Below are 23,550 nucleotides of genomic sequence, written 5' to 3'. Positions count from 1 at the left end.
TCATGGGCCGCGTCTTCGCCTCGTCGGAGTTTTTCAACTGCAACGCCCCCGACACCGGCAACATGGAGGTGCTGGCGAAGTACGGCACGCCGGAGCAGCAGGAGCGCTGGCTGGGCCCGCTGCTGGACGGGAAAATCCGCTCCGCCTACGCCATGACCGAGCCGGGCGTCGCCTCCTCCGACGCGACCAACATCGAGACGACGATCCTGCCAGACGGCGACGACTATGTCGTCAACGGCCGGAAATGGTGGATATCCGGCGCGATGGACCCGCGCTGCGAGCTGCTGATCGTGCTGGGCCGGACCCTGTCCGACGGGCCCAAGCACCAGCGCCACTCCATGATCCTGGTGCCGCGCGATACGCCGGGGGTGGAGATCGTCCGGCCGCTCAGCGTCTTCGGCACCGTGCATTCGCCGGGCGGCCACGCCGAGCTGACCTTCACCGACGTGCGCGTGCCCAGGGCCAACCTGGTGCTGGGCGAGGGGCGCGGCTTCGAGATCGCGCAGGGGCGCCTGGGCCCGGGCCGCATCCATCACTGCATGCGCACGATCGGCCTTGCCGAGCGCGCCCTCGAGCTGATGATCAGCCGTGCATTGTCGCGCACCGCCTTCGGTCAGCGCCTGGCCGACATGGGCGTCACCCGCCATCACGTCGCGCAGTCGCGCATGGAGATCGAGCAGGCCCGTCTGCTCACGCTCAAGGCCGCCTACATGATGGACACGGTCGGCAACAAGGCCGCCCGCTCCGAGATCGCCCAGATCAAGGTCATCGCGCCGAACATGGCGCTGCGCGTGGTGGATCGCGCGATGCAGATCCACGGCGGCATGGGCGTCAGCCAGGACACGTTCCTGGCGCGCGCCTACTCGGGCCTGCGCACGCTGCGCTTCGCCGACGGGCCGGACGAGGTCCACATCGATCAGATCGGGCGGCTCGAGATCGCCAGGCACGACACGCAGCGGCGGCGCTGAGGCGGGCCACTGGCGCGCGGCGCTGCCGCCCGCAGCAGCGACCGGCTTCACGCGGCCCTTCAGACGCGGATCGTGCGCTTCTCCGGCTCTTGATGCTGCCGGTACAGGATCGCGATGGTTCCGATCAGGCCGACGAGCTCGGCGTCGCAGGCGCTCTGGATCTGGCGAGCCATCTCCTGACGCTCTTCGCGCTCGGCGGCCAGCTTGATCTTGATCAGCTCGTGATCCTCGAGCGCGCTGCGAACCGCATCCAGAACACGCTCGGTCAGGCCCGCCCGGCCCACGTGCACCACCGGCTCGAGCTCGTGCGCCATCCCGCGCAGCGTCTTGCGCTGCGTGCTCGTCAGCGGCACGCGCTGTCGCTCGTCTCGCGTATCGCTCATGCCAGGCTCTTGCTGACCACTTCGTAGACGTCGCGCGACAGCGACGTCTCCGACAGCAGTCTCTCGAGCTCGGCCTTCATCAGCGCGCGGCGGTTCTGGTCATAGCGGCGCCAGCGGCTCATCAGGCCGACCATGCGCGCGGCCACCTGCGGGTTCAGCGAATCCAGGCGCAGAACGTTGTCGACGAGGAAGCGGTAGCCGGCGCCGGTGGCGTCGTGGAAGCCGGCCGGATTGGCGCCGCAGAACGCGCCGAGGAGAGCGCGCACCTTGTTCGGGTTCTTGATGTCGAAGGCTTCGTGCCCGGTCAGACGCAGGACCTCGTCGAGCGTTCCCGGAAGCTCGGAGGTCGCCTGCACGCTCAGCCATTTGTCGACCACCAGCGGCTCCCCGCGCCAGCGCGCGTAGAACGCATCGAGCGCGGCGATGCGCTCTGGACAGTCCATGTTTGCCAGCACGGCCAGCGCCGCCACCGAGTCCGTCATGTTGTCCGCGCTTCGAAACTGGCCGTACACGATTTCGCGGGCCTCCTGGCCCGGCAGCCTGGAAATGTAGGCGAGACAGACGTTGGTCAGCGACCGGCGCGCCACGGCCTCCGGCTCCAGGGAATACGGCGCGGCGGTGCGGCCAGCGCGGTAGCGCTGAAGCAGCTCCTCGCGATGCTCCTCGGCCAGCCGTTCGCGCAGGAACGTGCGCACGGCGTGAATGGCGTCGACGTCCACCTCGGTCATCTGGTCGGCCACGTACGACTCCGACGGCAGCACCAGCGCCTTGGCGATGAGGGCCGGATCCAGATTCGACATCAGCGTCTTGCGGAACGCGTCGGCGAGATCCCGCGGGAGCTGCAGCGGCGTACCGCTGCGGCCGGCCTCGATGAGCTCGAGAATGCGGCGCAGCGCCAGCTGCTGCCCGGCATCCCATCGGTTGAAGGCGTCGCCGTCGTTGGCCGCCAGGAAGGCCAAATCTCGGTCCTCGTACGCGCCCTGCAGGCACACCGGCGCCGAGAAGCCGCGCAGCAGCGACGGCACCGGCTCCTCGCGCAGGTTGACGAAGCGGAACACCTCGCGCGCCTTTCGCACCTCCAGCACCCGCGTCGGCGTTTCCGGCGCGCCGCTCTCGCCCTCGAGCTGCAACGGCATCTCGCGGCCATCCGAGCCGAGAAGCGCCATCGCCAGCGGCAGGTGCATCGGCTGCTTTTCGCTCTGCCCCGGCGTCGGCGGCGTCTCCTGCGCGATCTCCAGAGTCAGCGCGCGCTGCGAGGGGTCGTAGGCGCGCGACACGTTCAGGCGCGGCGTACCGGCCTGGCTGTACCAGAGGCGGAACTGGGACAGGTCCACGCCGGATGCCGCTTCCATCGCAGCCACGAAATCGTCGCACGCGACGGCCTGACCGTCGTGGCGCTCGAAGTACAGGTCCATGCCGGCGCGGAAGCGCTCGGGCCCGAGCAGGGTGTGCATCATGCGCACGACCTCGGCGCCCTTGTTGTAGACCGTGGACGTGTAGAAGTTGTTGATCTCGATGTAGGAGTCCGGCCGAACGGGATGCGCCATCGGACCGGCGTCCTCGGCGAATTGATGCACGCGCAGAACCTGGACGTCGCCGATGCGTTTGACGGCGCGCGAGGACATGTCGGCCGAGAACTCCTGATCGCGAAAGACCGTCAGCCCTTCCTTCAGGCTCAGCTGGAACCAGTCACGGCAAGTCACGCGGTTGCCGGTCCAGTTGTGGAAGTACTCGTGACCGATCACGCCTTCGATGGCGGCGTAGTCGTCGTCGGTGGCCGTGTCCGGACGCGCCAGAACATACTTCGAGTTGAAGATGTTCAGCCCCTTGTTCTCCATCGCGCCCATGTTGAAGTCGTCGACGGCAACGATGTGGAACACGTCCAGATCGTACTCGCGGCCGTAGACGTCCTCGTCCCATTTCATGGAGCGCTTCAGCGATCGCATCGCGTGCTCGCACTTGTCGGCGTTCTGCGGCTCGACGTAGATTCGCAGTGCGACGCGGCGGCCGCTGGCCGTGACGAAATGGTCTTCGAGGCAGGAAAGCCTTCCGGCGACCAGGGCGAAGAGGTAGCAGGGCTTGGGAAACGGGTCGCGCCAGCGCGCCCAATGCGCGCCGTTCCCGAGGTCCCCGCTTCCGTCGGGATTGCCGTTGGAAAGCAGCACCGGGTAGCGCTCGCGATCCGCCACGATGGTCGTCGTGAATCGCGACAGCACATCCGGACGGTCGGCGAAGAAGGTGATGTGGCGGAAGCCTTCGGCTTCGCACTGCGTGCAGAACATTCCGCCGGACCGGTAGAGCCCCTCCAGCGCCGTGTTGCTCTCCGGATGCACGCGCACCTCGGTCACCAGCGAAAAGGACCCCGGCACGTCCGGGATGCGCAGGCTCTTGTCGGTCAGCTCGTACTCGGCAGGCGTCAGCGCGCGGCCGTCGAGCCATATGCCGCGCAGCTCCAGGCCCTCGCCGTCCAGTCGCAGGTCCGTGCCAGGCGAGGGATGGTCGGGGTTGCGCCGCAACGCCAGCGACGAGCGCACGAGCGTTCCCTCCTCGCCCAGTTCGAAGCGCAGGTCCGCCTCCTCGATGAGGTACTCGGGCGGCTGATAGTCCTTGCGGTAGATGGGGACGGCGGCGGTCTGCTCCATGCTTGCTCCAGGTGGTGTCGGCAGTCGAGAGGGATTCTAGCCGGCCGCCGCGCGCTCGGCCGCAGAATCCTGTTGCCACACGACCTCGAAAAGCGGAACCGCCTCACTCAGCCCCTCCAGCGTCTCGCTTCCGCGAGGCAGGAACGTGAAGCCTTTCCCGGATGCGAGCTGGCGCACGACGTCGGCGACCAGGATCTGGTCGCCGGCGGCGCGATCGGTGATTCGCGAGGCGACGATCACCGCCGTCCCGAAGAGGTCGCCATGATCGGCGATGGGGGAGCCGCTGTTGAGACCGATGGCGACGCGAAGCGGCGCCGCCGGCTCGTGCCGGGCATTCCACGCGGCCACCGAGCGCTGGACACTGACGGCGAAGCGCAGCGCACGTGCTGCCGAAGGGAACGAGGCCATGATGCCGTCGCCCGTGTGCTTGACCTCTCGGCCGCCGACTCCGGCCAGCTCCGCGCGCACGATCCGGTCATGCGCCTTGACCAGGGCCCGAGCCGCATCATCCCCGAGCCGGTCGGTGAAGGAGGTGTGGTCGGCGATGTCGGTGAAGGCGATGGTGACGTCCTCGTCGCCGGCCCCACCCGACTCCAGCATCAGGCCGAGCAGGCTCCGCGCATCCGGCGATATCCACTGCCGCACCTGCTCCTTGAAATCCATATCGCGCTCCCTGCTACCGCCGCATCGCCGGAGGACATTCGCCCACGCGTCGACACTAGGCACACCATGCCCATAATGCAATGCGTCACGACGCTGCCGTGGACTGCGAGGGTACGTTCAGCGAATGGAGGTCCCGTATAGGTTTTCAGCGGCTTGAAGCGACAGAGCTCGATGATCACCTTACTTCACTTTGGAAGCTCCGGTCTCGCCATCGGCACCCAGTCGCCCTCCAGCGACTCGAGGAATGCCACCAGGTCGAGCTTCTCCTGCTCCGAGAGGCCGAGCTTGACCATCTTCGGGTCCAGCCACTGGTTGGGCTCGCCGCCGCGATCGTAGAAGTCGACGACCTCGGCCAACGTCTGGACGCTGCCATCGTGCATGTAGGGCGCTGTGCGCTTGAGGTCGCGCAGGATGGGCGTCTTGAAGGCGCCCCTGTCCTCATCCTTGTTGGTCACCTTGTACCGCCCCATGTCGGGTTCGGAGGCGGTCATCCCCACGCCGATGTTGTGGAAGATTCCGTCGCTCAGGTTGAAGCCGACGTGGCAGCGCGTGCAGTTGGCCTTGCCCTCGAACAGCGCCAGGCCACGCTTGGCGGCTTCCGACAGCGCGGTGGGATCGTTGTTCTGCGTATGGCGGTCCCAGGCCGAGTTTCCGGACAAAACGGTGCGTTCGAAGCTGGCGATGGCCTTGGAGATACGCTCGATCGTGACCGCTTCGTCGCCGTAGGCAGCCTTGAAGAATGGCTTGTAGCCTTCGATGGAACCTATCGTTTGTGCACAGACATCGTGCGAGCTGCCCATCTCGATCTCGTTCGCGATCGGCCCCAGCGCCTGATCTTCGAGGCTGGCGGCGCGGCCGTCCCAGAACTGGAAGAGGCCGAAGGCGGCGTTCAGGACGGTGGGCGAGTTGCGCCCGCCTTTCTGACCGCGGATGCCGGTGGAGACCGCGGAGTGCTCGGCCCAGCCCTTATTGGGGTCGTGGCAGGTGGCGCAGCTGATGGTGCCGTCGGCCGACAGTCTGGGGTCGAAGTAGAGGAGGCGCCCGAGCTCGACTTTTTCCTTCGTCAGCGGGTTGTCGGCCGGCACGACCAGGGCATCGCGGTCGAGGCCCAGCGGCACGACGAGTGGATACTCCTCGGCGCGGATGAGGCCCGGCCAGCCCACGACGAGACAGCCGAGGATGCAGGTGAGCAGTGGTGTCCTTCCCATGATGTCCCCTCAGAGAAATGCGCAGCGGCTGGCTCTTTCCACTGGCGCAGCCGCATGTCGAGGCCGCATGGCCGGCCAGCGGCGGCCCCTCCGGAAAGAAACTCGAAGTCGCAGGCGCTTCCGTAGGAAACTCGACGCGTTTGCGTCATATTGTGCCGCTTGCCGCGCCGGCGACGGCCGCCTCCGCACCACAGCAGAGGCCGATGCCGAGGCCGCGGGGACCGACAGGAGAAGACACGTTCATGACCAGCCGTAAGACATCTGGAGCCCAGCACCTGGGACTCGTCGAGGACACGACCAAGGCCGCGCACCCGCTGGCCGGGACCGTCATGAGCGGAGCCGACATGGTCGTCCAGGTCCTGGCCGACGAAGGTGTGGATACGGTCTTCGGCTACAGCGGCGGCGCCATTCTTCCCACCTACGATGCGGTCTTCCGCTACAACGAGCACAAGGCGCCCGGCGAGCGCATCAATCTGGTCGTCCCGGCTACCGAGCAGGGCGCAGGGTTCATGGCCGCCGGCTATGCCCGCTCGACCGGAAAAGTCGGCGTCTTCCTGGTCACATCCGGGCCGGGAGCGACCAACTCGGTCACGCCGATTCGCGACTGTCAGGCCGACTCCGTGCCGGTGGTGCTGATCTGCGGCCAGGTGCCGCGCCAGGCCATGGGCACCGACGCATTCCAGGAAGCGCCGGTATTCAACATCATGTCGTCGTGCGCCAAGCACGTCTTCCTGCTCACCGACGAGACCAAGATCGAGGAGACGATGCGCACGGCGTTCGAGATCGCGCGTAGCGGCCGACCCGGTCCTGTCGTCGTCGACATCCCACGCGACGTGCAGCTGTCGCAGGGCACGTTCAAGGGCGAGGGGCTGCTGCACCTGCGCGGGTACGACGAGCGCCTGGCCGAGCAGCAGCGCACGCATCTGGAGCCCGCGCGTGGCCGCGCGTTCTTCGAGCTTCTGGCCAAGGCCGAGCGTCCGCTGCTCTACGTCGGCGGCGGCGTGGTGCACGGTGATGCCGCCGGCGAGCTTCGCCGCTTCGCCGAGCGCTTCGGCATTCCGGTGGTCACGACGCTCATGGGCATCGGCGCCGTCGACACCACCAGCGAGCTGTCGCTGCGCATGCTCGGCATGCACGGCACCGCCTTCGCCAACTACGCTGTCGAGGACTGCGACTTCCTGTTCGCGGTCGGCGCGCGCTTCGACGATCGCGTGGCCGGCAAGGTCAAGGAGTTCGCTCCCGGTGCCAAGATCGCGCACCTGGACATCGACACGTCCGAGATCGAGAAGGTCAAGAACGTCGACTGGTCCTATGTCTGCGATGCCAAGCGCGCGCTGACCGAGCTGTTGGAGGCGGGCAAAGGCTTCCGCAAGGACTTCGCCGCCTGGCGCGAGCACGTCAGCAGGCTGCGCCAGGACTATCCGCTCGACTTCAACCGGTCCAGCGATCGCATCCAGTCGGAGTACGTCCTGTCGGAGCTGAACAAGATCACCAAGGGCGAAGCGTTCGTTGCCACCGGCGTGGGCCAGCATCAGATGTGGGCCGCTCAATACCTCGACTTCAAGGACACGCGGCTGTGGCTGACCTCGGGCAGCATGGGAACGATGGGCTTCGGCCTTCCGGCGGCCATCGGCGCCGCGCTGGCAAACCCCGGTCGTCTGGTCATCGACGTCGACGGCGACGGCAGCATCCGCATGAACCTCGGCGAGCTGGAGACGCTGACGACGTACGACATTCCGGTCAAGGTGCTGCTCCTCAACAACATGGGCGACGGCATGGTGCGGCAGTGGCAGGATCTGTTCTACGCCAACCGCTACTCGGGCACCGACAAGACGCTGCACAAGAAGGACTTCATCAAGGCGGCCGAAGCCGACGGCTTCGGCTTCGCGCGGCGCGTGACGGCCAAGGAAGAGGTTCCGCAGGCGCTCGCGGAGTTCTGTGCGTTCGAAGGCCCGGCCTTCCTCGAAGTGATGGTGGACTCGACGGCGCACGTCTACCCGATGATCGGCCCCGGCATGGGCTACAAGGACATGATCACGGGCAAGTTCATCAAGTCGCGCGAGAAGGTCTCGGTCAAGACCGAGACCGGCGACGGATACTTCTAGGCAACGCACCCGCGGCGCATGATCGACCTCTACTACTGGCCCACGCCCAACGGCTGGAAGATCACGATCATGCTGGAGGAGTGCGGCCTGCCCTATCGCCTCCAGTACGTGAACATCGGGCGCGGCGAGCAGTTCACGCCAGAATTCCTCGCCATCAGCCCCAACAACCGCATGCCGGCCATCGTCGACGACGATCCGATCGGCGGCGGGCCGCCCATCTCGATCTTCGAATCGGGTGCGATCCTGGTCTACCTCGCCGACAAGACCCGAAACTTCCTTCCCACCGATGCTCGCGGTCGTTACGAAGCGCTGCAGTGGCTGTTCTGGCAGGTCGGCGGCCTCGGACCAATGGCCGGCCAATGCCACCATTTCCGCAACTACACGCCCGAGCCGATCGACTACGCGGTCCATCGCTACACCGACGAGGTCAACCGACTCTACGGCGTGATGGACAAGCGCCTGGCCGACCGCGAGTTCCTGGCCGGCGACTACTCGATCGCCGACATGGCCGCGTGGCCGTGGGTCATTCCATGGAAGCGGCAGGGACAGGTGCTCGACGATTTCCCGAACCTGCGCCGCTGGTTCGACACGATACGGGCGCGTCCGGCTGCCGCCAAGGGCGTGGCCATCGGCGAGGAGCTGCGCCAGCTCGCGCCGAGCGGCCCCGACGAAGAGGCGCGCAAGGTCCTGTTCGGGCAGCGGGCACGCAAGTAGCCATGGCTACCGCCGCGCGCGCACAAGATCCGACCGCGGCGCCGGTCGTCATCCAAGGCAAAGCCGTCCCCTTTCCTGTCGTCGTACGCGACGCCTGCTCGTCCGCGGCCACCTACGTCGTCGATGCACGTGCTGCGCGCGCCATGCTGCCGGGCGACGAGCTCGACGTGGTCGAGATCGCGCCGGCAAAGGCGCTGTTCAGCCTGGCCTGCATCGACTACCGCGACAACGATCTCGGCGACTACAACGAGGTCTCCTTCGCATTCTTCGTGCGCGAGAGGCGCGCCCCGCGCGGGATTCCGTACCTGGGAACGGTGCTGGACTTCCTGCGCAGCCGCGTCTCCACCTACATCGTCTGGCTGCCCGTGGATCAGGCGTTCACTCGCGAGGCGGGGGAAAAGATGTGGGGCTTCCCCAAGACCCTCGAAAGCATCGACTTCTCGCACGACGGCCCTCGCGCGGTGTGCACGCTGCGCAGCCAGGGCAAGCTCGTGCTGACGTATTCGGCGCCGCGGTCCGGCAAGCGCGAGCTGCCGGAGACGACGATGAGCACCTACACGCACCGGAGTGGCCGCGCCCACGCCACTCGCTTTGCGTCGAAGGCCAGCGGCGTCGGCTTCTCCATGAGCGGAAGCGACCTCGTGCTCGGCGATCACCCATTCGCCGACAGGCTGCGAAGCCTCGGGCTGCCCAAGCGCCCGATGATGACGGTGTGGATGGAGCACATGCGAGCGAGGTTCGAGCCGCCGCGCGCGCTCTAGACGTCGGACCGGCTACCCCACGAACCGCCGCACCGTCGACTCCACCGAGCGCGCGTAGCTGCCGCCGAAAAGGATCGTGTGCACGAGCAGCGGGTAGAGGTTGTAGAGCGGACATCGCTCCTCGAAGAACCCGGCACGGATCGGGCGAAGCTCGTCGTAACGCCGATAGAAGGCGGACGAGAACGTCGCGAACAGCGTCGTGAACGCCAGCTCGATCTCGGCGTCGGCGTAGTAGATGGCAGGATCGACGAAGGCGGCCACCCGCCCATCGTTCACCAGTACGTTGCCGCCCCAGACGTCGCCGTGGATCAGGCTGGGCCGCGAGACCTCGGGAAGCCATTGCTCCAGCCGCGCCGCCAGACGTTCGAGCCGGTGCAGCACGTCGACGTCGAGGCGTCCTTTCGTCACCGCTGCACGGCCGAAATGCATGAGCCGGTGCTCGCGGAAGAAGTCGAGCCAGCGCTCGGTCCGCGGGTTGGGCTGCGGCAGCGAGCCGATGAGCGTGTCGCGGTCCAGCCCGAAGCTGTCGGCCTCGATGGAATGGAGGGCAGCGAGCACTTCGGCCGCGTGCAGGGCCGCGTCGCCCCGCCCGTCATGCTCGATGTACTCGAGGACCAGCACCGACGGCTCGCCAAGCAGCACCCGCGGAACCGGAAGGGAGCTGCGCTCGGCGAGGTAGCGCAGCATCCACGCCTCGAGGTCCAGAGAGCCGCCGGGCGCAGCAGCGAGCTTGGCGACGACACTCCGGCCGTCGCTGAGCTCGAGACGCTGCACGTCGGCGACGCAACCACCGGCCAGCGGGCGGACGCTCCGGATCCTTGCCGAAAGCTCCTGCTCGATTCGATGCCCGACGGCCGGGGTCATCCGCAGTGCCCTCAGCTATCGCTGCGGCCGGCGGGCAGGTCGTGGCTGCGGATGTGCTCGAGCAGTCCGCGACAGCCTTCCTCGATGATGTCCAGCACCAGCTCGAAGCCCGACTCGGCACGGCTGTACGGATCGGGAACCTCCTCGAACTGCACCTGCGGCGAGAATTGGCTGAGCAGCGCCACACGCGCCTTGCCGCCGGCAGCAGCCTGCATCCCGTGCAGGCTGCGCAGATTGTCCCTGTCCATCGCCACGATGTAGTCGAAGTCGTGAAAGTCGCGTTCGCGAACGGGCCGGGCGCAGTGGGCGCTGAGGTCGTATCCTCGATAGCGTGCCGCGCGCACCGACCGGGGATCTGCACCCTCGCCTACGTGATAGGCGTGGGTTCCGGCGGACTCGATGTGGATGGCGTGCTCGAGGCCGGCCTCCCGCACCTGCGCGCGAAAGACTCCCTCGGCCGTCGGCGATCTGCAGATGTTGCCGAGGCAAACGAACAGGACATGAACCATGCATCCGCTTGAACCAGCGGCGACCGCGCTATTCAACCGGCGCTGGCCGCGTTGACACGTACGAGGCGAGGCAGCGATACTTGCCGTTCCTGATGCAGCCTGACGTCGCGCCAGTCACGGGAAACGAAGCGTCTTCGGCCAGCACCGCCGCCTTCGCGACCGTGCCCGAGCCCTCGGACGAAGAAGTTCTTGCGTACGTTCGGGCGCAGTGGATGCCGCTGCTGGTGCGGCGCGCCCGCGTCACCATCGGCATCCTTCTCGGAGCGACCGCAGCCTTCACGGTCTCGGCGCTGTGGGTGCTGCCGCCCGATCGGCGCGGCGTCGTCGTCAGCCATGCCGCGCATGGCGCGGTCCAGATCGTGCTCTACCTCGCGCTCACCCGTACGCGACGCAGTGATGTCCTGACCTGGATTCCGGTCATCGGCGGCATCGCCACGAGCTGGATCGTCGCATGGGGCGCGACGATGTCGGGACACACGATCAGCACCGCGCTGCTGGTGCCCGGGTACCTGCTCGGCGCCGCCGCGCTGATGCCGTGGGGCTTGAGCCGCCAGAGCGTGCTCGTCGTCGGCGCCATGGCGGCCTTCATCGCCAATGTCCATGCGGTCAGCGGCGGGTATTTCTTCTCCGCCGGCTATTTCGTCAGCATTCCCGTACTCGCCATGGCCGCGACGTCCCTCTACATCGCGTACGAGTTCGACCGCACGCGCCTGGAAGCCGGCCGCGAGGAGCTGCGACGCCAGCGCGCCGAGGCGGCGCTGGTGGCAATGAACGTAAGCCTGGAGGAACGGGTGGCGTCCCGAACGGCTGAGCTGGAGCGCGCGGTACAGGAACTGCGCACGTTCAGCTACACGGTCTCGCACGACCTGCGTGCACCGCTGCGCGGCATCAACGGCTTCAGCCAGACGCTCTGCGAGGAGTTCGGTGCCGCGCTCGGCCCCGACGGCCTCACCCTGCTCGACCGGGTCCGGGCGGCAAGCCGCCGCATGGGCCAGATGATCGACGCGATGCTCACGCTCGGGCGCGTCACCAGCAGCACAATCCGCCGAAGCAGCATCGACCTCGCGCGCCTGGCAAGGACGATCGCCGACGAGCTGGATGCGGCCGATCCCCACCGCCGCGTCGAGTGGCGGATTGCCGACAGTGTCCGTGCCGACGGCGATCCGATCCTCCTGCACATGCTCATCGAGAACCTGCTGTCGAATGCCCACAAGTTCACGCGCTCCCGCGACCCTGCCCGCATCGAGCTTGGCATGATCGTCGATGCCGATGCGACCACCTACTACGTTCGCGACAACGGCATCGGCTTCGACATGGCCCACGCGCAGCATCTGTTCGAGGAGTTCCACCGGCTCCACAATGACTCGTCGTACGAAGGCACGGGCGTCGGCCTTGCTACCGTTCGCCGAATCGTCCAGCGTCACGGCGGCAAGGTCTGGGCCGAAGCGACGCCGGCCGGCGGTGCAACGTTCTACTTCACGCTCGGCGAGGCGGGAGCCGCGTCCAACGAAGCGGGGACGACCGCCGCGGCGATCTGACTCTGCCGCGCCCGACGGGCCAACGCGACATCGAGAAATGCGGGTCGAGGACGAACAGCCCATCGTACGTCTGCGCGACGTCTCCAAGCGCTTCGGCGAGCGCCTGGCCGTGGATCGTCTCGATCTGCAGATCCCCCGCGGCTGCTGCTTCGGGCTGCTCGGACCGAACGGGGCCGGCAAGACGACGACGCTGCGGATGATCTTCGGAGTGGCGCGTCCCACCGCCGGGAACATCGAGGTCTTCGGCATGGACATCGCCACGCAGCGGCGGGCCATCCGCGCACAGCTCGGCGTGACCCTCCAGGACAACGTGCTGATCGAGGCGCTGACGCCCGCCGAGAACCTGCGCGTGTTCTGCCGTTACCACCTCATGCGCCCCCTGCTGATCGAGCATCGCATCGAGGAATTGATCGACTTCCTGGCGCTTCAGTCACACCGCGACGTGCCGGTGCGCGATCTCTCCGGCGGCTTTCGCCGCCGCCTGGCGGTGGCGCTGTCGCTGGTGAACTCGCCGAAGCTGCTCATCCTCGACGAGCCCACCACGGGACTGGACCCGGCGGTGCGCCAGGCGCTGTGGAACATCGTGCGCGAGCTGCGCGACGGCGGCACCACCATCCTGTTGACCACGCACTACATGGACGAGGCCGAGCGCCTCTGCGACCGCGTCGCCATCATGGCCGAAGGACGCGTGATCGCCGACGGCGCGCCCCGCGAACTGATCACGGGCCTGCTGGCACCGGAGACGGTGGAGTTCGACGCGGGCAACGATGAATCGGCGCGCCTGCTCGAGGACTTCACGCCGCGCATCCGGCGGCTGCGCTCGGGCCGGCGTACCATCGTCCACCTCGATGACGCCGCGGCGCTGGTCACGCACATGCGCTCGCGCGAGCCGGGCGTCCACCGCCAGCTCATGGTTCGCGCCACCAACCTCGAGGACGTCTTCCTGCATCTGACGGGCTCGAAGCTGGAGGGAGGAATGTGAGCGTCTCGGTGCGGCATGCGGCGGCGGTCTGGCAGCGCAACGCGTCGATGTACGCGCGCACGTGGAAGTGGAACCTCCTGCCCAACTTCTTCGAACCGGTTTTCTATCTGGCCGCCGTGGGCGTGGGCGTGGGCGCGTACGTGCAGCAGATGGGCGGCATGCGTTACGTCGAGTTCCTGGCGCCGGGCCTGGTGTGCGTGGCGGCCATGAACGGGGCCAGCTTCGAGTCGACGTACAACTTCTTCATCCGCCTCTCCTTCGAGAAGACCTACGACGCCATGCTGACGACGCCGATCGAGCCCGACGACGTGCTCGCCGGCGAAGTGTCGTGGTCGGTGACGCGCGCGGCGATCTACGGCGGCTGCTTCTACGCGATCGTGATGATCGTGGGGCTGGCTCCCCTGCCATGGTCGCTCCTCGCCCTTCCGGTCATCGTGCTGACCGGTCTTCTGTTCGCCGCGCTCGGCCTGACGTTCTGCGTGCACATCAAGACCATCGACTTCTTCAGCTACTACTTCACGATGTTCCTGACTCCGCTGTTCCTGTTCGCCGACGTCTTCTTTCCGCTCGAGGAGCGCCTGACCGGTTTCTGGCTCGGCGTGGCCGAAGTGCTGCCGCTGCTGCACCCGGTCCGGCTTTCCCGCGCCGCGTTCGCCGGCGCGGCTGACCCGCTGCTCGTGCTCTGGGATGTCGGGTACATCCTCATCGTCAGCGTGCTCCTGCTGCTGTACACACGCGGCGGCCTCTCGCGCCGACTGACGAGCTGACGATCGCTCGACCCTCCTGACGCCGGGTCGCCGGAGCGGCAGCCGAGGCGGCGGCGGCCAGCCCATCCGGCAGCGCGAGCACCGTACCGCTCCTCTCGCGTGGTCAGGTGATGGGAAGCGTCGCCTCGACCGGCGCCTGCTGCACGAAGTCGTCGGCAATGCGGCCTCGCACGCGCGGCAGTATCCACGGCAGGGCGACCACGAGCACCGTCGCGCCGATCCCGCCGAACAGCGCCGGCGCCGTCGGCCCGAACCTGTCGACGAGCGCGCCGGCGATGAGCGTGGACACGATGCCGCCGAGGCTGACGCCCATCATGTAGACGAGCCCTTGCGCCGTCGACGCCAGACGTGCCGGCACGACGGCCTCGACGTATTGCGCGCTGCCGAGAATGACGCCGGCCACCGCCACACCGTGCAGCACCTGCGCCGCATAGATCGATGCAAGGCTCGGCGACAGGGCGCACACGAGCCAGCGAAGACCGTCCGCGCCGATTCCCACCGCCACCAGCTCGCGCGCGCCGAGCCATGGTCGCACTCCGCCCATCATCGCCAGCAGCGGAATCTCGAACACGAGCATGAACAGCCACATGTGGCTGACGACGTCGACGCCGCCGCCGAGCGAGCGCACGAACATCGGGAACATGACGAGCGGCCCGTGCAGGAACGCGTAGGTGGTCAGCATCACGATGAGCAGTCGGACGTACGGACCGTTGCGCGCCAGCCGCCTCCAGTCTCCCGGCTGCGCGCGCACGGCCACGGCTCCGGTGCGCGGCAGCAGCAGCGAGATGAGCGCGGCGATCGTCATGGCCCCGGCCGCCACCCACAGGAACAGTCCGAGGCCGGGCTCGGCCGGCTGCTGCGCGGGCAAAGAGGTGGCGAGGCCATTCGACGCGGCAGCATCGGATGCAGCGACGGCGGCAGTGGCCGCAGACGCCGCGGCCATGCCCGGCGCCGCCGGCTCGTACACCGCGTGCAACAGCAGGGGGAACGCGGCCACCGCCAGCAGATAACCGAGCGTGCCGAATGAGCGCACGATGCCGAAGGCGCGGGGGCCGTTCTCGCGCAGCAGCGCCAGCGAGACGGAGACCGACATCGGCATCACTGATGTCGAGAACATCGCCAGGACAGCGGTCCCGACCACGGCGCTGCCGAAGCTGCTGCGGCCGTGCAGACCGGCATAGCCGAGAGCCGTCCCGACCTGCAGCAGCGTCAGGATGCGGGTTCGCGACCCGCTGTGATCGGCGATCGCTCCCCACACCGGCTGCGCGAACATGCCCACGAGCGGAATGACGGACAGGACCAGCCCTACCTGCCAGCCGCTCAGGCCCAGATTGTCGGAGAGGTAGAGGCTGTAGAGGGGAAAGAACGTCCCCAGCGCCGCCAGGCACGCCAGCCAATAACACGACAACACCACCGGCGTGCGCATTGAAGGTTCATAGCGGCGCGGAGACGGCGAAGGAATCGGGCGGCTTGCGCAAGCACGCGCGGTTGTCGTTCGTGAAACGGGAATGTAGCGTGCGCCCGCCGCGCCGGCGGCGAATCGTGAACAAGGAGCCCCTCGATGAGCGGTACCGGGCCGGAGCTTCCCGAGTTCAATTCCAAGATCGCGCAGGCGATGGTCGACGCCGGTGGCAAGGTCCCCGGCCTGCCTCGCTACCTCGGCATCGTCATCGAGGAGATCACGCCCGGCAAGCTCGTGGCGACGATGCCCGTTCGCGAAGAGCTGGTCACGATGATGGGCGCCATCCACGGCGGCGTGATGGCCGGCTTCGTCGATCACGCGTTGGGCTGCGTCCTCTACCCGCTGATGAAGCCGGGGCAGTGGGCGGCCACCACCGAATTCAAGATCAACTACCTCGCGGCCGTCAAAAGCGGAGTCCTGCGTGCCGACTCGCAGGTTGTCTCGTGCGGGCGGCGTTCGGCCGTGGTACGAGTGGACGTGACCAATGACGGTCGCCTGGTATGCGTCGCGCAGGGCACCTTGCTGATCTCGGATCCTCCCGGCACTCGCAAGGAGTGAGGGGCGCGGCTGCGCGCGGGGCATCGTGGCCGGTCGCCTTCGCACGCTGCGCTGCATCGACGAAGGGTGGCCGCGCACTCGCCGCCGCACTGCTGGCCATCGCTCTTGCGGCCGTGCCGATTCTCGCCTCCGCCGGCCATCTGTTCGATCCGCGCAGCGGACGCTGGTTTTCCCTCGACGATCCTTTCGATCTGCGCCCCCTCCCCGACCTGCTCGAGGTGGTCGTCCGCGAGGACGAGCTTCTTTCCGTCACGGGCTTCACCGGCGGCGCGCTGCCGGTGCGGCTGGGAGTGCGGGAGGAAGTGCTGTGGCTGGGAACCCGCGGCCGCGTCGCGGTGGCGATCACGGACGAGCGTGTGCTGGCGGCTAGCCCCAATTCCCCGCGGTGGGCCGAGGTATGGCTGCGGCCGCGCGAGTCCCGCCCGGCGCAGGCGCTGCTCGGCGACCGCGTCGCGCTGATCGTGACCGACCAGCGCGCCATCGGCTTCGAAGGCGTCAGCGGCGCACTCGTGCAGACGGAGCTCGCGCCGCGCGAAGACGTGTTGCGAGCCGTCGCCGACACCAACATCGGCGTCGTCGTCACCGAGCAACGCGTGCTCGGCCTTGCCGCGCTGCGCGGCGGCTTCTTCGAGGAAGACCTCGGCGTGCGCGAACAGGTCGAGGCCGTCACGGCACGGGCCAGCTTCGCCAGCGTCGCCACTCAGCACCGGCTGCTGATCTTTCGCGTCACCGACGCGGTCTGGGAGCCGCGGCGGCTGTCGCTGCGCTGAGACGGCGGGCGCGCCCGTCGCGGCGCGCAGGAAGCGGCAACGCTCACGACCACACGCTGCGACCGGAGGCGAATGGCCGCGCGATGCCGCGGTGGGGAATTCCGAGGCCTCAGTGCGACTTCGCGCCCGCGCGCTCGAGCAGCGCGATGATCTCCGGCTCGCCCACGGCCTTGGCTTCATCGAGCGGCGTGCGGCCGCTGCCATCGATGGCATTCAGATCCGCGCCTTTCTCGATCAGTCGCTGCACCGCCTCGATGCGCTTCATCTTGATCGCCATGTGCAGCGGCGTCTTCGAGTGCAGGTCTTTGATGTTGATGTCGCCGCCCTTGGCGAGCAGGCGGTCCATCGCCGCCAGACGGTTCTGCATGGCGGCCGCATGCAGCGGCGCATAGCCGAAGGCGTTGCGCTGGTTGGGATTGGCGCCGGCCGCCAGCAGCGCATCGACAGTCTCGATGTAGTCGTTCTGCGCGGCGTAGTGCAGCGGCGTCAGATCCTTGCCGTCCACCTTGTCGAGCGCGGCGCCCCTGGAGGCCAGGAGCGTGACCAGCTCGGGGTGGTTGCTCCAGGCTGCGCAGTGCAACGGCGTGGCATCGGAGCGGCCAAGGGAATTGACGTCCACGCCCGCGGCCAGGTTGGCCTCCACGGCAGCCTTGTCACCTTTCTCGGCGGCGCTATGAATGCCGACCGCCGGCTTGTCGGGAGCGGAGCTGCAGGCGGCGGCGAGCGTGCACAGCAGGAGCGTGGTCAGGTGGCTGCGTCGGAGGGATCGGCTCATCACGGCCGCATCTTATGCGGCACCTGCTGGCAACGCACGGATCAGGTGCGGCGCCGCCGCCGATGCGCACGCGGCGGCCGGCCAGACGCATTGAATCCCCTCCCACCATTGGATAGGCCTCCCAGACCGCTCCTTTCGAAACGCGAAGTGACCGACGAGACGCCAGAAACCATTCTCGAGCTCGACCGCGTGACCACCGGCTACGGCCGCGCCGTGGTGCTTTCGGACGTTTCCCTGACCGTCCGCCGCGGCGAGCTGTGGTTCGTGCTCGGTCCCAACGGCTGCGGCAAGACCACGCTGCTTCGCACGATTCTCGGCGTGCAGAGCGCGAGCAGCGGCACCGTGCGTCTGGCGCCGCAGATCGCCAGCAAGGAACGCGTCGGCTTCGTTCCGCAGCGCTGCGACCTGCGGCCGAGCATGCCGATGACGGTTCGCGAGTTCGTGCGGCTGGGGATGGTCGGGGTGCCCGGAGACGCGCAGGATCGCGCCGGTCGCATGGAGTGGGCGTTGCAGGTGGCCGGCCTTCCCGGCATGAGCGAGCGCGACTACTGGAGCCTTTCGGGCGGTCTGCGCCAGCGGGCCCTGGTGGCGCGCGCACTGGTGCGCCGCCCACTGCTGCTGCTCGCCGACGAGCCGACCAGCGCCCTCGATCTGCTGGCCGAAGCGGCCCTCCTGGACACTCTGGCCGAGCTGCATCGAAAGGAGCGCCTGACGGTCGTGCTGGTCACGCACGACCTGACGCTGGCGCGCCGCTATGCAACGCACGCGGCGCTCGTGTTCGACGGGACGGTGGTTTCCGGCACGTCCGCGCAGATGCTGTCGGCGGCCACGCTGCAGCGCGCGTTCGGCGAGGCAGCCGTCTTCGCCGCCGCCGAGCCTGCGCGATGATCGATTCGTTCGTGGCATCGTGGCCGCTGTTTCACGACGCGTACCTGACCGCCTGGCTGCTGGCGATGCTGCTCTCCCTTGCCGGCGTTCTCGTCGTCGCGCGCAACCAGCTCTTCCTCGGCGCCGCGGTAGCGCAGGCCTCGACGCTGGGTGTGGCCGCGGCACTTGCCGTTCCCGCGCTGCTCGGCTGGCACCCGCAGTGGCTCGAACCGGATGCCGTCGCCGCAGCGATGGCTGTGACGTTCGCGATCGGCGCGGCTCTGGCCATGGACGCGGTCCAGGGCTCGCGTGCCGAGGACGCGCCCAGCGGCTGGGTGTTCCTGGTGGGTGGCACCGGGTCGGTGCTGCTGGTCGCGCACAGCCCGCACGGCCTCGAGGAGGTCCACCGCCTGGCCGCGTCGAGCATCATCGGAACCACGGCGCTTGACGTCGGCGTGTTCGCGGCCCTGCTGCTGGCGGCCGGCGCCCTGCTATGGCTGAGCATGGACCGGTTGCTGCTCGTGACCCTGGAGCCGACGCTGGCCGAAGCGCTCGGGATTTCCGTTCGAACCTGGCGCATCGCGCTGGCGGCTCTCACCGGTCTGGTGCTGGGGCTGGCCATCCGTGCCTCCGGCTTCCTCTACACGTTCGGCAGCCTGATCCTGCCGGCGCTCGCCGCGCGAAGCGTATGTCGCGAGGTGCGCCCGATGTTCCTGATCTCGCCGGCCATCGCGCTGGTGTGCTCGGTCACCGGCTGCGTCCTGGCCAACCATTACGACCTGCCGCCGGGCCAGGCGGCCGTCGCGCTGCAATGCGCAGCCGTGGTGATTGCCCACGGCGGCGGCCGGCTTCGGCGCCAGCGTTCCTGAGCTCGATTGCGGCGTTCATTGTGGTCCAAGTGGACGCCGGGCGCTGCTGCCCGCATGATGGTGAACAGGGCGAGGATGACCGCATGGCAACGAGGGCAAGGTCGAGCAACAGGACGGCGGCCGGACCGCAACGGAGCACGTATGAACGTGCCGCGCACCGACCGTAGCGCCGCCGCCGCACAGGTGGTCGTGCGTGCCATGCGCGCCGACGATCTCGAAGCGGCCGCGCGGATCATGAAGCTCGCCTTCGGGACGTTTCTGGGCATGCCCGATCCGGCGGCCTTCGGCGGCGACACCGATTTCGTCACGTCGAGATGGAAGGCCGACCCCAGCCGCGCCTTCGTCCTGGAAGTCGACGGCGTGGTGGCAGGATCGAACCTTGCCACGCGCTGGGGCAGCTTCGGCTTCTTCGGGCCGCTGTCGATCGATCCCGTCCACTGGAACAAGGGACTGTCGCCGCGACTGCTCGAGCCGGTGCTCGAGCGCTTCTCGGTTTGGGGCTGCCGCCATACTGGCCTCTACACATTCGCCCACAGCCCCAAGCATCACGCGCTCTATCAGCGCTTCGGCTTCCACCCGCGCTTCCTTACTCCGATCTTCGCGCGCGCGGCGGTCGTTTCGGCCGAGGAGCCCGCGCCTTCCTACCTGCGCTTCTCCAGCCTACCCGCGCACGAGCAAGAGTCGGCGCTGGCCGGATGCCGCGCGATCACCGACGCGACCGAAGGCGGGCTCGATGTCACGTGCGAGATTCAGGCCGTGCTCGCGCACGCGCTCGGCGAAACCATCCTGCTGACCGACGACGCCGGCGTCGCCGCGTTCGCCGTCTGTCATCACGGCCCGGGCACCGAGGCCGGAACGGGGTTCTGTTACGTCAAGTTCGCCGCCGCCCGACCAGGGCCCGGCGGCGGGCCGCGGCTGGACAGCCTGCTCAGCGCCTGCGAGGCGTACGCACGCGACACCGGCATCGAGATCGTCGCCGCCGGCGTCAACACCGCGCGCACCGAGGCGCACGACCTCATTCGGCGCCGTGGCTACCGCGCGCAGATCGTGGGCGTTGCCATGCAGCGGCCGAACGCCCCCGCCTTCAATCGCAGCGGCGCGTTCATCCTGGACGACTGGCGCTGACCCGCATGCCGCGGGCGCTCGACGAAGCGATGGCGCGCCAGTTCGCGCGCTATCGGCAAGCTCGCCGCGAGGGCATGCCGCGCGCCGGCTGGAAGATCTGCGTCAACGACCCCGTCGCGCAGCACCATCTCGGGCTGGACGGCTCTTTCGTCGGCTTCCTCGATGGCCGCCGCGCCCTGGCCTCGGGCGCAACCTATCGCATTCCACCCACCACGCGCCTGGCCGTGGAGGCCGAGGTGGCGCTGCGCATCGGCGCGCAGGTGCCGGCGTGCGCCGCCGTCGACGAAGCGCGCCGCGCAATCGCGGCCGCATCACCGTCGCTCGAGCTGGTCGACTATGCGCTGGCGTCGCGGGACCTGGCCCGCATCGCCGAGACGGCAAGCTTCCATCACGGCTTCGTGCTCGGCAACGAGCGCTCGCCCCAGAGTGCGCCGCGCGTGCGCGCCGACTGTCCATCGCTGCGCATCAACGATGCCGTCACCGGTCCGGCCGACGCGCGCCTGGTACCGGAAGACCTCGCCGTGCTCGTCGTGCTCGTCGCGCGCTTCCTGGACCGGTTCGACGAGCGGCTGGAAGCCGGCGACTGGATCCTGTGCGGGAGCTGCGTCCGACCCGCCTTCGTCGCGGCAGGCGACGAAGTTAACGCCGATTTCGGCCCGCTCGGCGTGGTCTCTGCCACGTTCGCGGAGGGCTGACGGCGCGCGGAATCGTCTGCCGGCGAGACGGCTGCTGCGGCGATTCGATCGTGCTCGAGGCTGCCGCCGGCACGCAGGCCGCAAAAACTTCCATTTCCAGCATCCCCTCGACGACGTTATATTCGGGTCGTTCGGAGTTCCGCGCGGGTCGGCGCACAGGTCCGTCGATGCACGAGGACTCCACGTATTTTTCATCTCACAGCGACGCGGCTCGCGCGGCCACCCTCGAGCGTGACCGGGCAGATCGGGCGCTCCTCGCCGACCTCATCCGCCGCTTCCGCCACGCCATCGTGGTCGTTCTGGGTGCCAACGCCGCGTTCGCTGTCGTGGACCTGTGGCTCGGGCACCCGCAGCTCGAGCAGGTCAGCGCCCTGAAGCTGCTGCAGGTGGCGGCAGTCGTCTCCTCTCTGCTTGCCCTGGCCCGGGTTCGCCGCCGCGTCGTTGCGCGCACGATCATGGTTTGCGCGGCCGCGCTGATCTATGTCGCCGTCGCTGCCTCGGGCGTCGTCACCGCGGACCGGACCACCACGCCACTGCTCTTCCTGGCCATGGCGATCGGCTCGGCCACCTACGTCCCGTGGGGAATCACGGCGCAGGCGGCATCCGTGGCGTGCGCAACGGCGGCGCTCGCATGGAACTCCGCGGCGACGCAGGCGCCGGTAGACGCCGCCACCTACTATGGCATCACGGCGGTGCTGGTCAGCTTCAGCGCCTCGTTGTCCATCGCCTGGCAGATCGACAGGCAGCGCACGCTGACAACCGAAGCGCGCGTCGCCGAGAAGACGGCACGCGAGGCCGAAGCCAAGCGCACGGGCATGCTCGATGCCGCCATGGACGGCGTGGTGGCGATGGATGAGTCGGGTACCGTCATCGAGTTCAATCTTTCGGCCGAGCGCATGTTCGGTATCCGGCGCGACGAGGCCATCGGCAGGCCGATGGTGGATCTGCTGATCCCGCAGCGCCTGCGTTCCCTGCACCGCCGCTCCTTCGAGCGACATCTGGCGGCCAATCAAAGCAGCGTCGTCGGCCGGCGCGTCGAGCTGCCGGCACTTCGCGGCGACGGCACCGAGTTCCCCGTCGAGCTGGCGGTGGTTCGCAGCACGTTCGAGGGACGCCCCATCTTCACCGCCTATGTCCGCGACCTTTCGACCTACAAACGCACCGAGGCCGCGCTGCGGCAGAGCGAGGCGCAGCTCAAGGGCGTCTTCGACGCCACCAACGTGCTGCTGACGCTCGTGGAGATCGAGGGCGACGACTTCATCATGGCCAACCCCAACCGCCAGCTGGCCAGCCTGTTCGGCTCCACGCCCGAAGACATGGCCGGCCGCAGCGGACGCCAGATCGGCCTGCCCGAGGATCACGTGCGCTTCTGGATGGCCCAGTTCCGCCGCTGCGCCACCAGCGGTCCGCGCCGTATTCCGGAGTACCGGCTGGAGATGGGCGGGCGCACCTACTGGTTCGAGGTCACGCTGTCACCGGTGTGGGACGTGGAAGGCGGACCGCCGCAGATCGCCGTGGCGGCCGTCGACATCACCGACCGCAAGAACGCCGAGCAGGAGGCGCAGAAGCTCAACCGCAACCTGGAGCTGACCGTGCGCGAGCGGACCGCACAGCTCGAGAATGCGAACAAGGAACTGGAGGCGATCGCGCATTCGGTCTCGCACGATCTGCGCACGCCGCTTCGCACGATCGAGGGTTTCTCGCAGCTGCTCATCTCCGAGCACGCCGACACGATGACGGCCGAGGCACGTTCGCACCTGGAGAGAGTGCGCCGCGCCAGCCAGCGCATGGCGGAGCTGCTCGACGACATGCTCAGCCTGACGCGCGTGCTGCGCGAGGAGATGCGCTGGGAAGAAGTGGACCTGACGGCCGCCGCCCGCGCCGTCGTCTCCGACCTTCGCCAACGCGATCCGACCCGCCGCATCGACGTGCGCATCGCCGAAGGTATGACGGTTCAGGGCGACCCGCGCATGCTGGTCATGGTGCTGCAGAACCTGCTCAGCAACGCGTGGAAGTATACGAGCAAGGAACGCGCCGCTCACGTCGAGGTCGGCATGACCCAACGTGACGGAGTGCGTACCTACTTCGTGCGCGACGACGGCTGTGGCTTCGACATGCGCTACATCGACAAGCTGTTTCGGGCATTCACCTGCCTGCACCATCCGGACGAGTACGAGGGCACCGGCGTGGGCCTGGCCACGGTCGCGCGCATCATCCAGCGTCATGGCGGCCAGGTATGGGCGCGCGGCGAAGTCGACAACGGCGCGACCTTCTACTTCACGATCGGCCAGGGCCGGATCGAGGAACAGGCAATCAGCGCCTGAC

At 68.2% G+C, this 23,550-nt stretch carries 22 protein-coding genes; 14 read left to right on the top strand and 8 right to left on the bottom strand.

Annotated elements, in window-relative coordinates:
- A partial coding sequence (locus VEC57_19380; GenBank protein ID HYC01304.1) for an acyl-CoA dehydrogenase family protein occupies positions 1-968 on the top strand: 968 nt, incomplete at its 5' end.
- Positions 969-1,027: 59 nt separating this feature from the next.
- On the opposite strand, the gene yhbY is transcribed toward VEC57_19380, so the two are convergent.
- The 4 genes from yhbY to VEC57_19360 all read right to left on the bottom strand — a co-directional run bounded on the left by yhbY (position 1,028) and on the right by VEC57_19360 (position 5,864).
- A complete protein-coding gene (gene yhbY / locus VEC57_19375) occupies positions 1,028-1,351 on the bottom strand; it encodes a ribosome assembly RNA-binding protein YhbY (GenBank protein ID HYC01303.1) in 324 nt (107 codons plus the stop codon).
- Positions 1,348-3,993 (bottom strand): aminopeptidase N, encoded by a 2,646-nt coding sequence (gene pepN / locus VEC57_19370; GenBank protein ID HYC01302.1) that lies wholly within the window; start codon positions 3,991-3,993, stop codon positions 1,348-1,350. The genes yhbY and pepN overlap by 4 nt, the downstream gene beginning before the upstream one ends.
- 36 nt (positions 3,994-4,029) lie before the next feature.
- Entirely contained in the window at positions 4,030-4,656 is a 627-nt protein-coding gene (locus tag VEC57_19365) for an adenylate/guanylate cyclase domain-containing protein (protein HYC01301.1), read from the bottom strand.
- 185 nt (positions 4,657-4,841) lie between these two features.
- Positions 4,842-5,864: a cytochrome c peroxidase gene (locus tag VEC57_19360; protein HYC01300.1), complete on the bottom strand. Its 1,023-nt coding sequence runs from the start codon at positions 5,862-5,864 to the stop codon at positions 4,842-4,844.
- A gap of 242 nt (positions 5,865-6,106) precedes the next feature.
- Here VEC57_19360 and ilvB point away from each other — a divergent pair, with 242 nt between their 5' ends.
- From ilvB to VEC57_19345, 3 genes are read left to right on the top strand one after another with little or no spacing between them, the layout of a single operon-like run.
- A complete protein-coding gene (ilvB, locus tag VEC57_19355) occupies positions 6,107-7,969 on the top strand; it encodes a biosynthetic-type acetolactate synthase large subunit (GenBank protein HYC01299.1) in 1,863 nt (620 codons plus the stop codon).
- Between the two features lie 18 nt (positions 7,970-7,987).
- Entirely contained in the window at positions 7,988-8,683 is a 696-nt protein-coding gene (locus tag VEC57_19350) for a glutathione S-transferase N-terminal domain-containing protein (GenBank protein ID HYC01298.1), read from the top strand.
- A 2-nt stretch (positions 8,684-8,685) separates the two neighbouring features.
- The gene (locus tag VEC57_19345; GenBank protein ID HYC01297.1) at positions 8,686-9,444 is read left to right on the top strand and encodes an acetoacetate decarboxylase family protein; all 759 of its coding nucleotides are present in this window, start codon (positions 8,686-8,688) and stop codon (positions 9,442-9,444) included.
- A gap of 12 nt (positions 9,445-9,456) precedes the next feature.
- On the opposite strand, the gene VEC57_19340 is transcribed toward VEC57_19345, so the two are convergent.
- Positions 9,457-10,308, bottom strand: a complete 852-nt coding sequence (locus VEC57_19340; protein HYC01296.1) for a fructosamine kinase family protein — start codon at positions 10,306-10,308, stop codon at positions 9,457-9,459.
- An 11-nt stretch (positions 10,309-10,319) separates the two neighbouring features.
- Positions 10,320-10,817 (bottom strand): low molecular weight protein-tyrosine-phosphatase, encoded by a 498-nt coding sequence (locus VEC57_19335; GenBank protein ID HYC01295.1) that lies wholly within the window; start codon positions 10,815-10,817, stop codon positions 10,320-10,322.
- A 92-nt stretch (positions 10,818-10,909) separates the two neighbouring features.
- On the opposite strand from VEC57_19335, the gene VEC57_19330 reads away from it, so the two are divergent.
- From VEC57_19330 to VEC57_19320, 3 genes are read left to right on the top strand one after another with little or no spacing between them, the layout of a single operon-like run.
- Positions 10,910-12,355 carry an ATP-binding protein gene (locus VEC57_19330; GenBank protein ID HYC01294.1) on the top strand — a complete coding sequence of 482 codons (1,446 nt, stop codon included), beginning with the start codon at positions 10,910-10,912 and terminating at the stop codon, positions 12,353-12,355.
- Positions 12,356-12,392: 37 nt separating this feature from the next.
- Positions 12,393-13,337 (top strand): ABC transporter ATP-binding protein, encoded by a 945-nt coding sequence (locus VEC57_19325; GenBank protein HYC01293.1) that lies wholly within the window; start codon positions 12,393-12,395, stop codon positions 13,335-13,337.
- On the top strand, positions 13,334-14,104 hold the full coding sequence (locus VEC57_19320) for an ABC transporter permease (protein ID HYC01292.1): 771 nt from the start codon (positions 13,334-13,336) through the stop codon (positions 14,102-14,104). The genes VEC57_19325 and VEC57_19320 overlap by 4 nt, the downstream gene beginning before the upstream one ends.
- A 103-nt stretch (positions 14,105-14,207) precedes the next feature.
- Here the strand turns inward: VEC57_19320 and VEC57_19315 are convergent, their stop codons facing one another.
- A complete protein-coding gene (locus VEC57_19315; protein ID HYC01291.1) occupies positions 14,208-15,530 on the bottom strand; it encodes an MFS transporter in 1,323 nt (440 codons plus the stop codon).
- Between the two features lie 135 nt (positions 15,531-15,665).
- Between VEC57_19315 and VEC57_19310 the strand changes: the two genes are divergently transcribed.
- Positions 15,666-16,124: a PaaI family thioesterase gene (locus VEC57_19310; GenBank protein ID HYC01290.1), complete on the top strand. Its 459-nt coding sequence runs from the start codon at positions 15,666-15,668 to the stop codon at positions 16,122-16,124.
- Between the two features lie 113 nt (positions 16,125-16,237).
- The gene (locus VEC57_19305; protein HYC01289.1) at positions 16,238-16,894 is read left to right on the top strand and encodes a hypothetical protein; all 657 of its coding nucleotides are present in this window, start codon (positions 16,238-16,240) and stop codon (positions 16,892-16,894) included.
- 109 nt (positions 16,895-17,003) lie between these two features.
- On the opposite strand, the gene VEC57_19300 is transcribed toward VEC57_19305, so the two are convergent.
- Entirely contained in the window at positions 17,004-17,669 is a 666-nt protein-coding gene (locus VEC57_19300) for an ankyrin repeat domain-containing protein (protein ID HYC01288.1), read from the bottom strand.
- A 147-nt stretch (positions 17,670-17,816) separates the two neighbouring features.
- On the opposite strand from VEC57_19300, the gene VEC57_19295 reads away from it, so the two are divergent.
- From VEC57_19295 to VEC57_19275, 5 genes are all read left to right on the top strand, one after another.
- Positions 17,817-18,557, top strand: coding sequence for an ABC transporter ATP-binding protein (locus VEC57_19295; GenBank protein ID HYC01287.1), 741 nt, complete (start codon positions 17,817-17,819; stop codon positions 18,555-18,557).
- On the top strand, positions 18,554-19,405 hold the full coding sequence (locus VEC57_19290) for a metal ABC transporter permease (protein HYC01286.1): 852 nt from the start codon (positions 18,554-18,556) through the stop codon (positions 19,403-19,405). The genes VEC57_19295 and VEC57_19290 overlap by 4 nt, the downstream gene beginning before the upstream one ends.
- A 141-nt stretch (positions 19,406-19,546) precedes the next feature.
- The gene (locus tag VEC57_19285) at positions 19,547-20,530 is read left to right on the top strand and encodes a GNAT family N-acetyltransferase (GenBank protein HYC01285.1); all 984 of its coding nucleotides are present in this window, start codon (positions 19,547-19,549) and stop codon (positions 20,528-20,530) included.
- A gap of 5 nt (positions 20,531-20,535) precedes the next feature.
- Positions 20,536-21,225, top strand: a complete 690-nt coding sequence (locus tag VEC57_19280; protein HYC01284.1) for a fumarylacetoacetate hydrolase family protein — start codon at positions 20,536-20,538, stop codon at positions 21,223-21,225.
- Positions 21,226-21,392: 167 nt separating this feature from the next.
- Positions 21,393-23,549 (top strand): PAS domain S-box protein, encoded by a 2,157-nt coding sequence (locus VEC57_19275; GenBank protein ID HYC01283.1) that lies wholly within the window; start codon positions 21,393-21,395, stop codon positions 23,547-23,549.
- Position 23,550 lies beyond the last annotated feature (1 nt).

Source organism: Candidatus Limnocylindrales bacterium, from assembly GCA_035626395.1.
Taxonomy (GTDB): domain Bacteria; phylum Desulfobacterota; class Binatia; order UBA1149; family CAITLU01; genus DASPNH01.
Note: the sequence above shows the minus strand (reverse complement) of the source record. Positions and strands in the feature narration are given on the sequence as shown.

Bases quoted from the DNA above. Each gene is read 5' to 3' on its own strand.
- yhbY (HYC01303.1), bottom strand. From the start codon at position 1,351: ATGAGCGATACGCGAGACGAGCGACAGCGCGTGCCGCTGACGAGCACG.
- pepN (HYC01302.1), bottom strand. From the start codon at position 3,993: ATGGAGCAGACCGCCGCCGTCCCCATCTACCGCAAGGACTATCAGCCG.
- VEC57_19365 (HYC01301.1), bottom strand. From the start codon at position 4,656: ATGGATTTCAAGGAGCAGGTGCGGCAGTGGATATCGCCGGATGCGCGG.
- VEC57_19360 (HYC01300.1), bottom strand. From the start codon at position 5,864: ATGGGAAGGACACCACTGCTCACCTGCATCCTCGGCTGTCTCGTCGTG.
- ilvB (HYC01299.1), top strand. From the start codon at position 6,107: ATGACCAGCCGTAAGACATCTGGAGCCCAGCACCTGGGACTCGTCGAG.
- VEC57_19350 (HYC01298.1), top strand. From the start codon at position 7,988: ATGATCGACCTCTACTACTGGCCCACGCCCAACGGCTGGAAGATCACG.
- VEC57_19345 (HYC01297.1), top strand. From the start codon at position 8,686: ATGGCTACCGCCGCGCGCGCACAAGATCCGACCGCGGCGCCGGTCGTC.
- VEC57_19340 (HYC01296.1), bottom strand. From the start codon at position 10,308: ATGACCCCGGCCGTCGGGCATCGAATCGAGCAGGAGCTTTCGGCAAGG.
- VEC57_19335 (HYC01295.1), bottom strand. From the start codon at position 10,817: ATGGTTCATGTCCTGTTCGTTTGCCTCGGCAACATCTGCAGATCGCCG.
- VEC57_19330 (HYC01294.1), top strand. From the start codon at position 10,910: ATGCAGCCTGACGTCGCGCCAGTCACGGGAAACGAAGCGTCTTCGGCC.
- VEC57_19325 (HYC01293.1), top strand. From the start codon at position 12,393: ATGCGGGTCGAGGACGAACAGCCCATCGTACGTCTGCGCGACGTCTCC.
- VEC57_19315 (HYC01291.1), bottom strand. From the start codon at position 15,530: ATGCGCACGCCGGTGGTGTTGTCGTGTTATTGGCTGGCGTGCCTGGCG.
- VEC57_19310 (HYC01290.1), top strand. From the start codon at position 15,666: ATGAGCGGTACCGGGCCGGAGCTTCCCGAGTTCAATTCCAAGATCGCG.
- VEC57_19300 (HYC01288.1), bottom strand. From the start codon at position 17,669: ATGAGCCGATCCCTCCGACGCAGCCACCTGACCACGCTCCTGCTGTGC.
- VEC57_19290 (HYC01286.1), top strand. From the start codon at position 18,554: ATGATCGATTCGTTCGTGGCATCGTGGCCGCTGTTTCACGACGCGTAC.
- VEC57_19285 (HYC01285.1), top strand. From the start codon at position 19,547: ATGAACGTGCCGCGCACCGACCGTAGCGCCGCCGCCGCACAGGTGGTC.
- VEC57_19280 (HYC01284.1), top strand. From the start codon at position 20,536: ATGCCGCGGGCGCTCGACGAAGCGATGGCGCGCCAGTTCGCGCGCTAT.
- VEC57_19275 (HYC01283.1), top strand. From the start codon at position 21,393: ATGCACGAGGACTCCACGTATTTTTCATCTCACAGCGACGCGGCTCGC.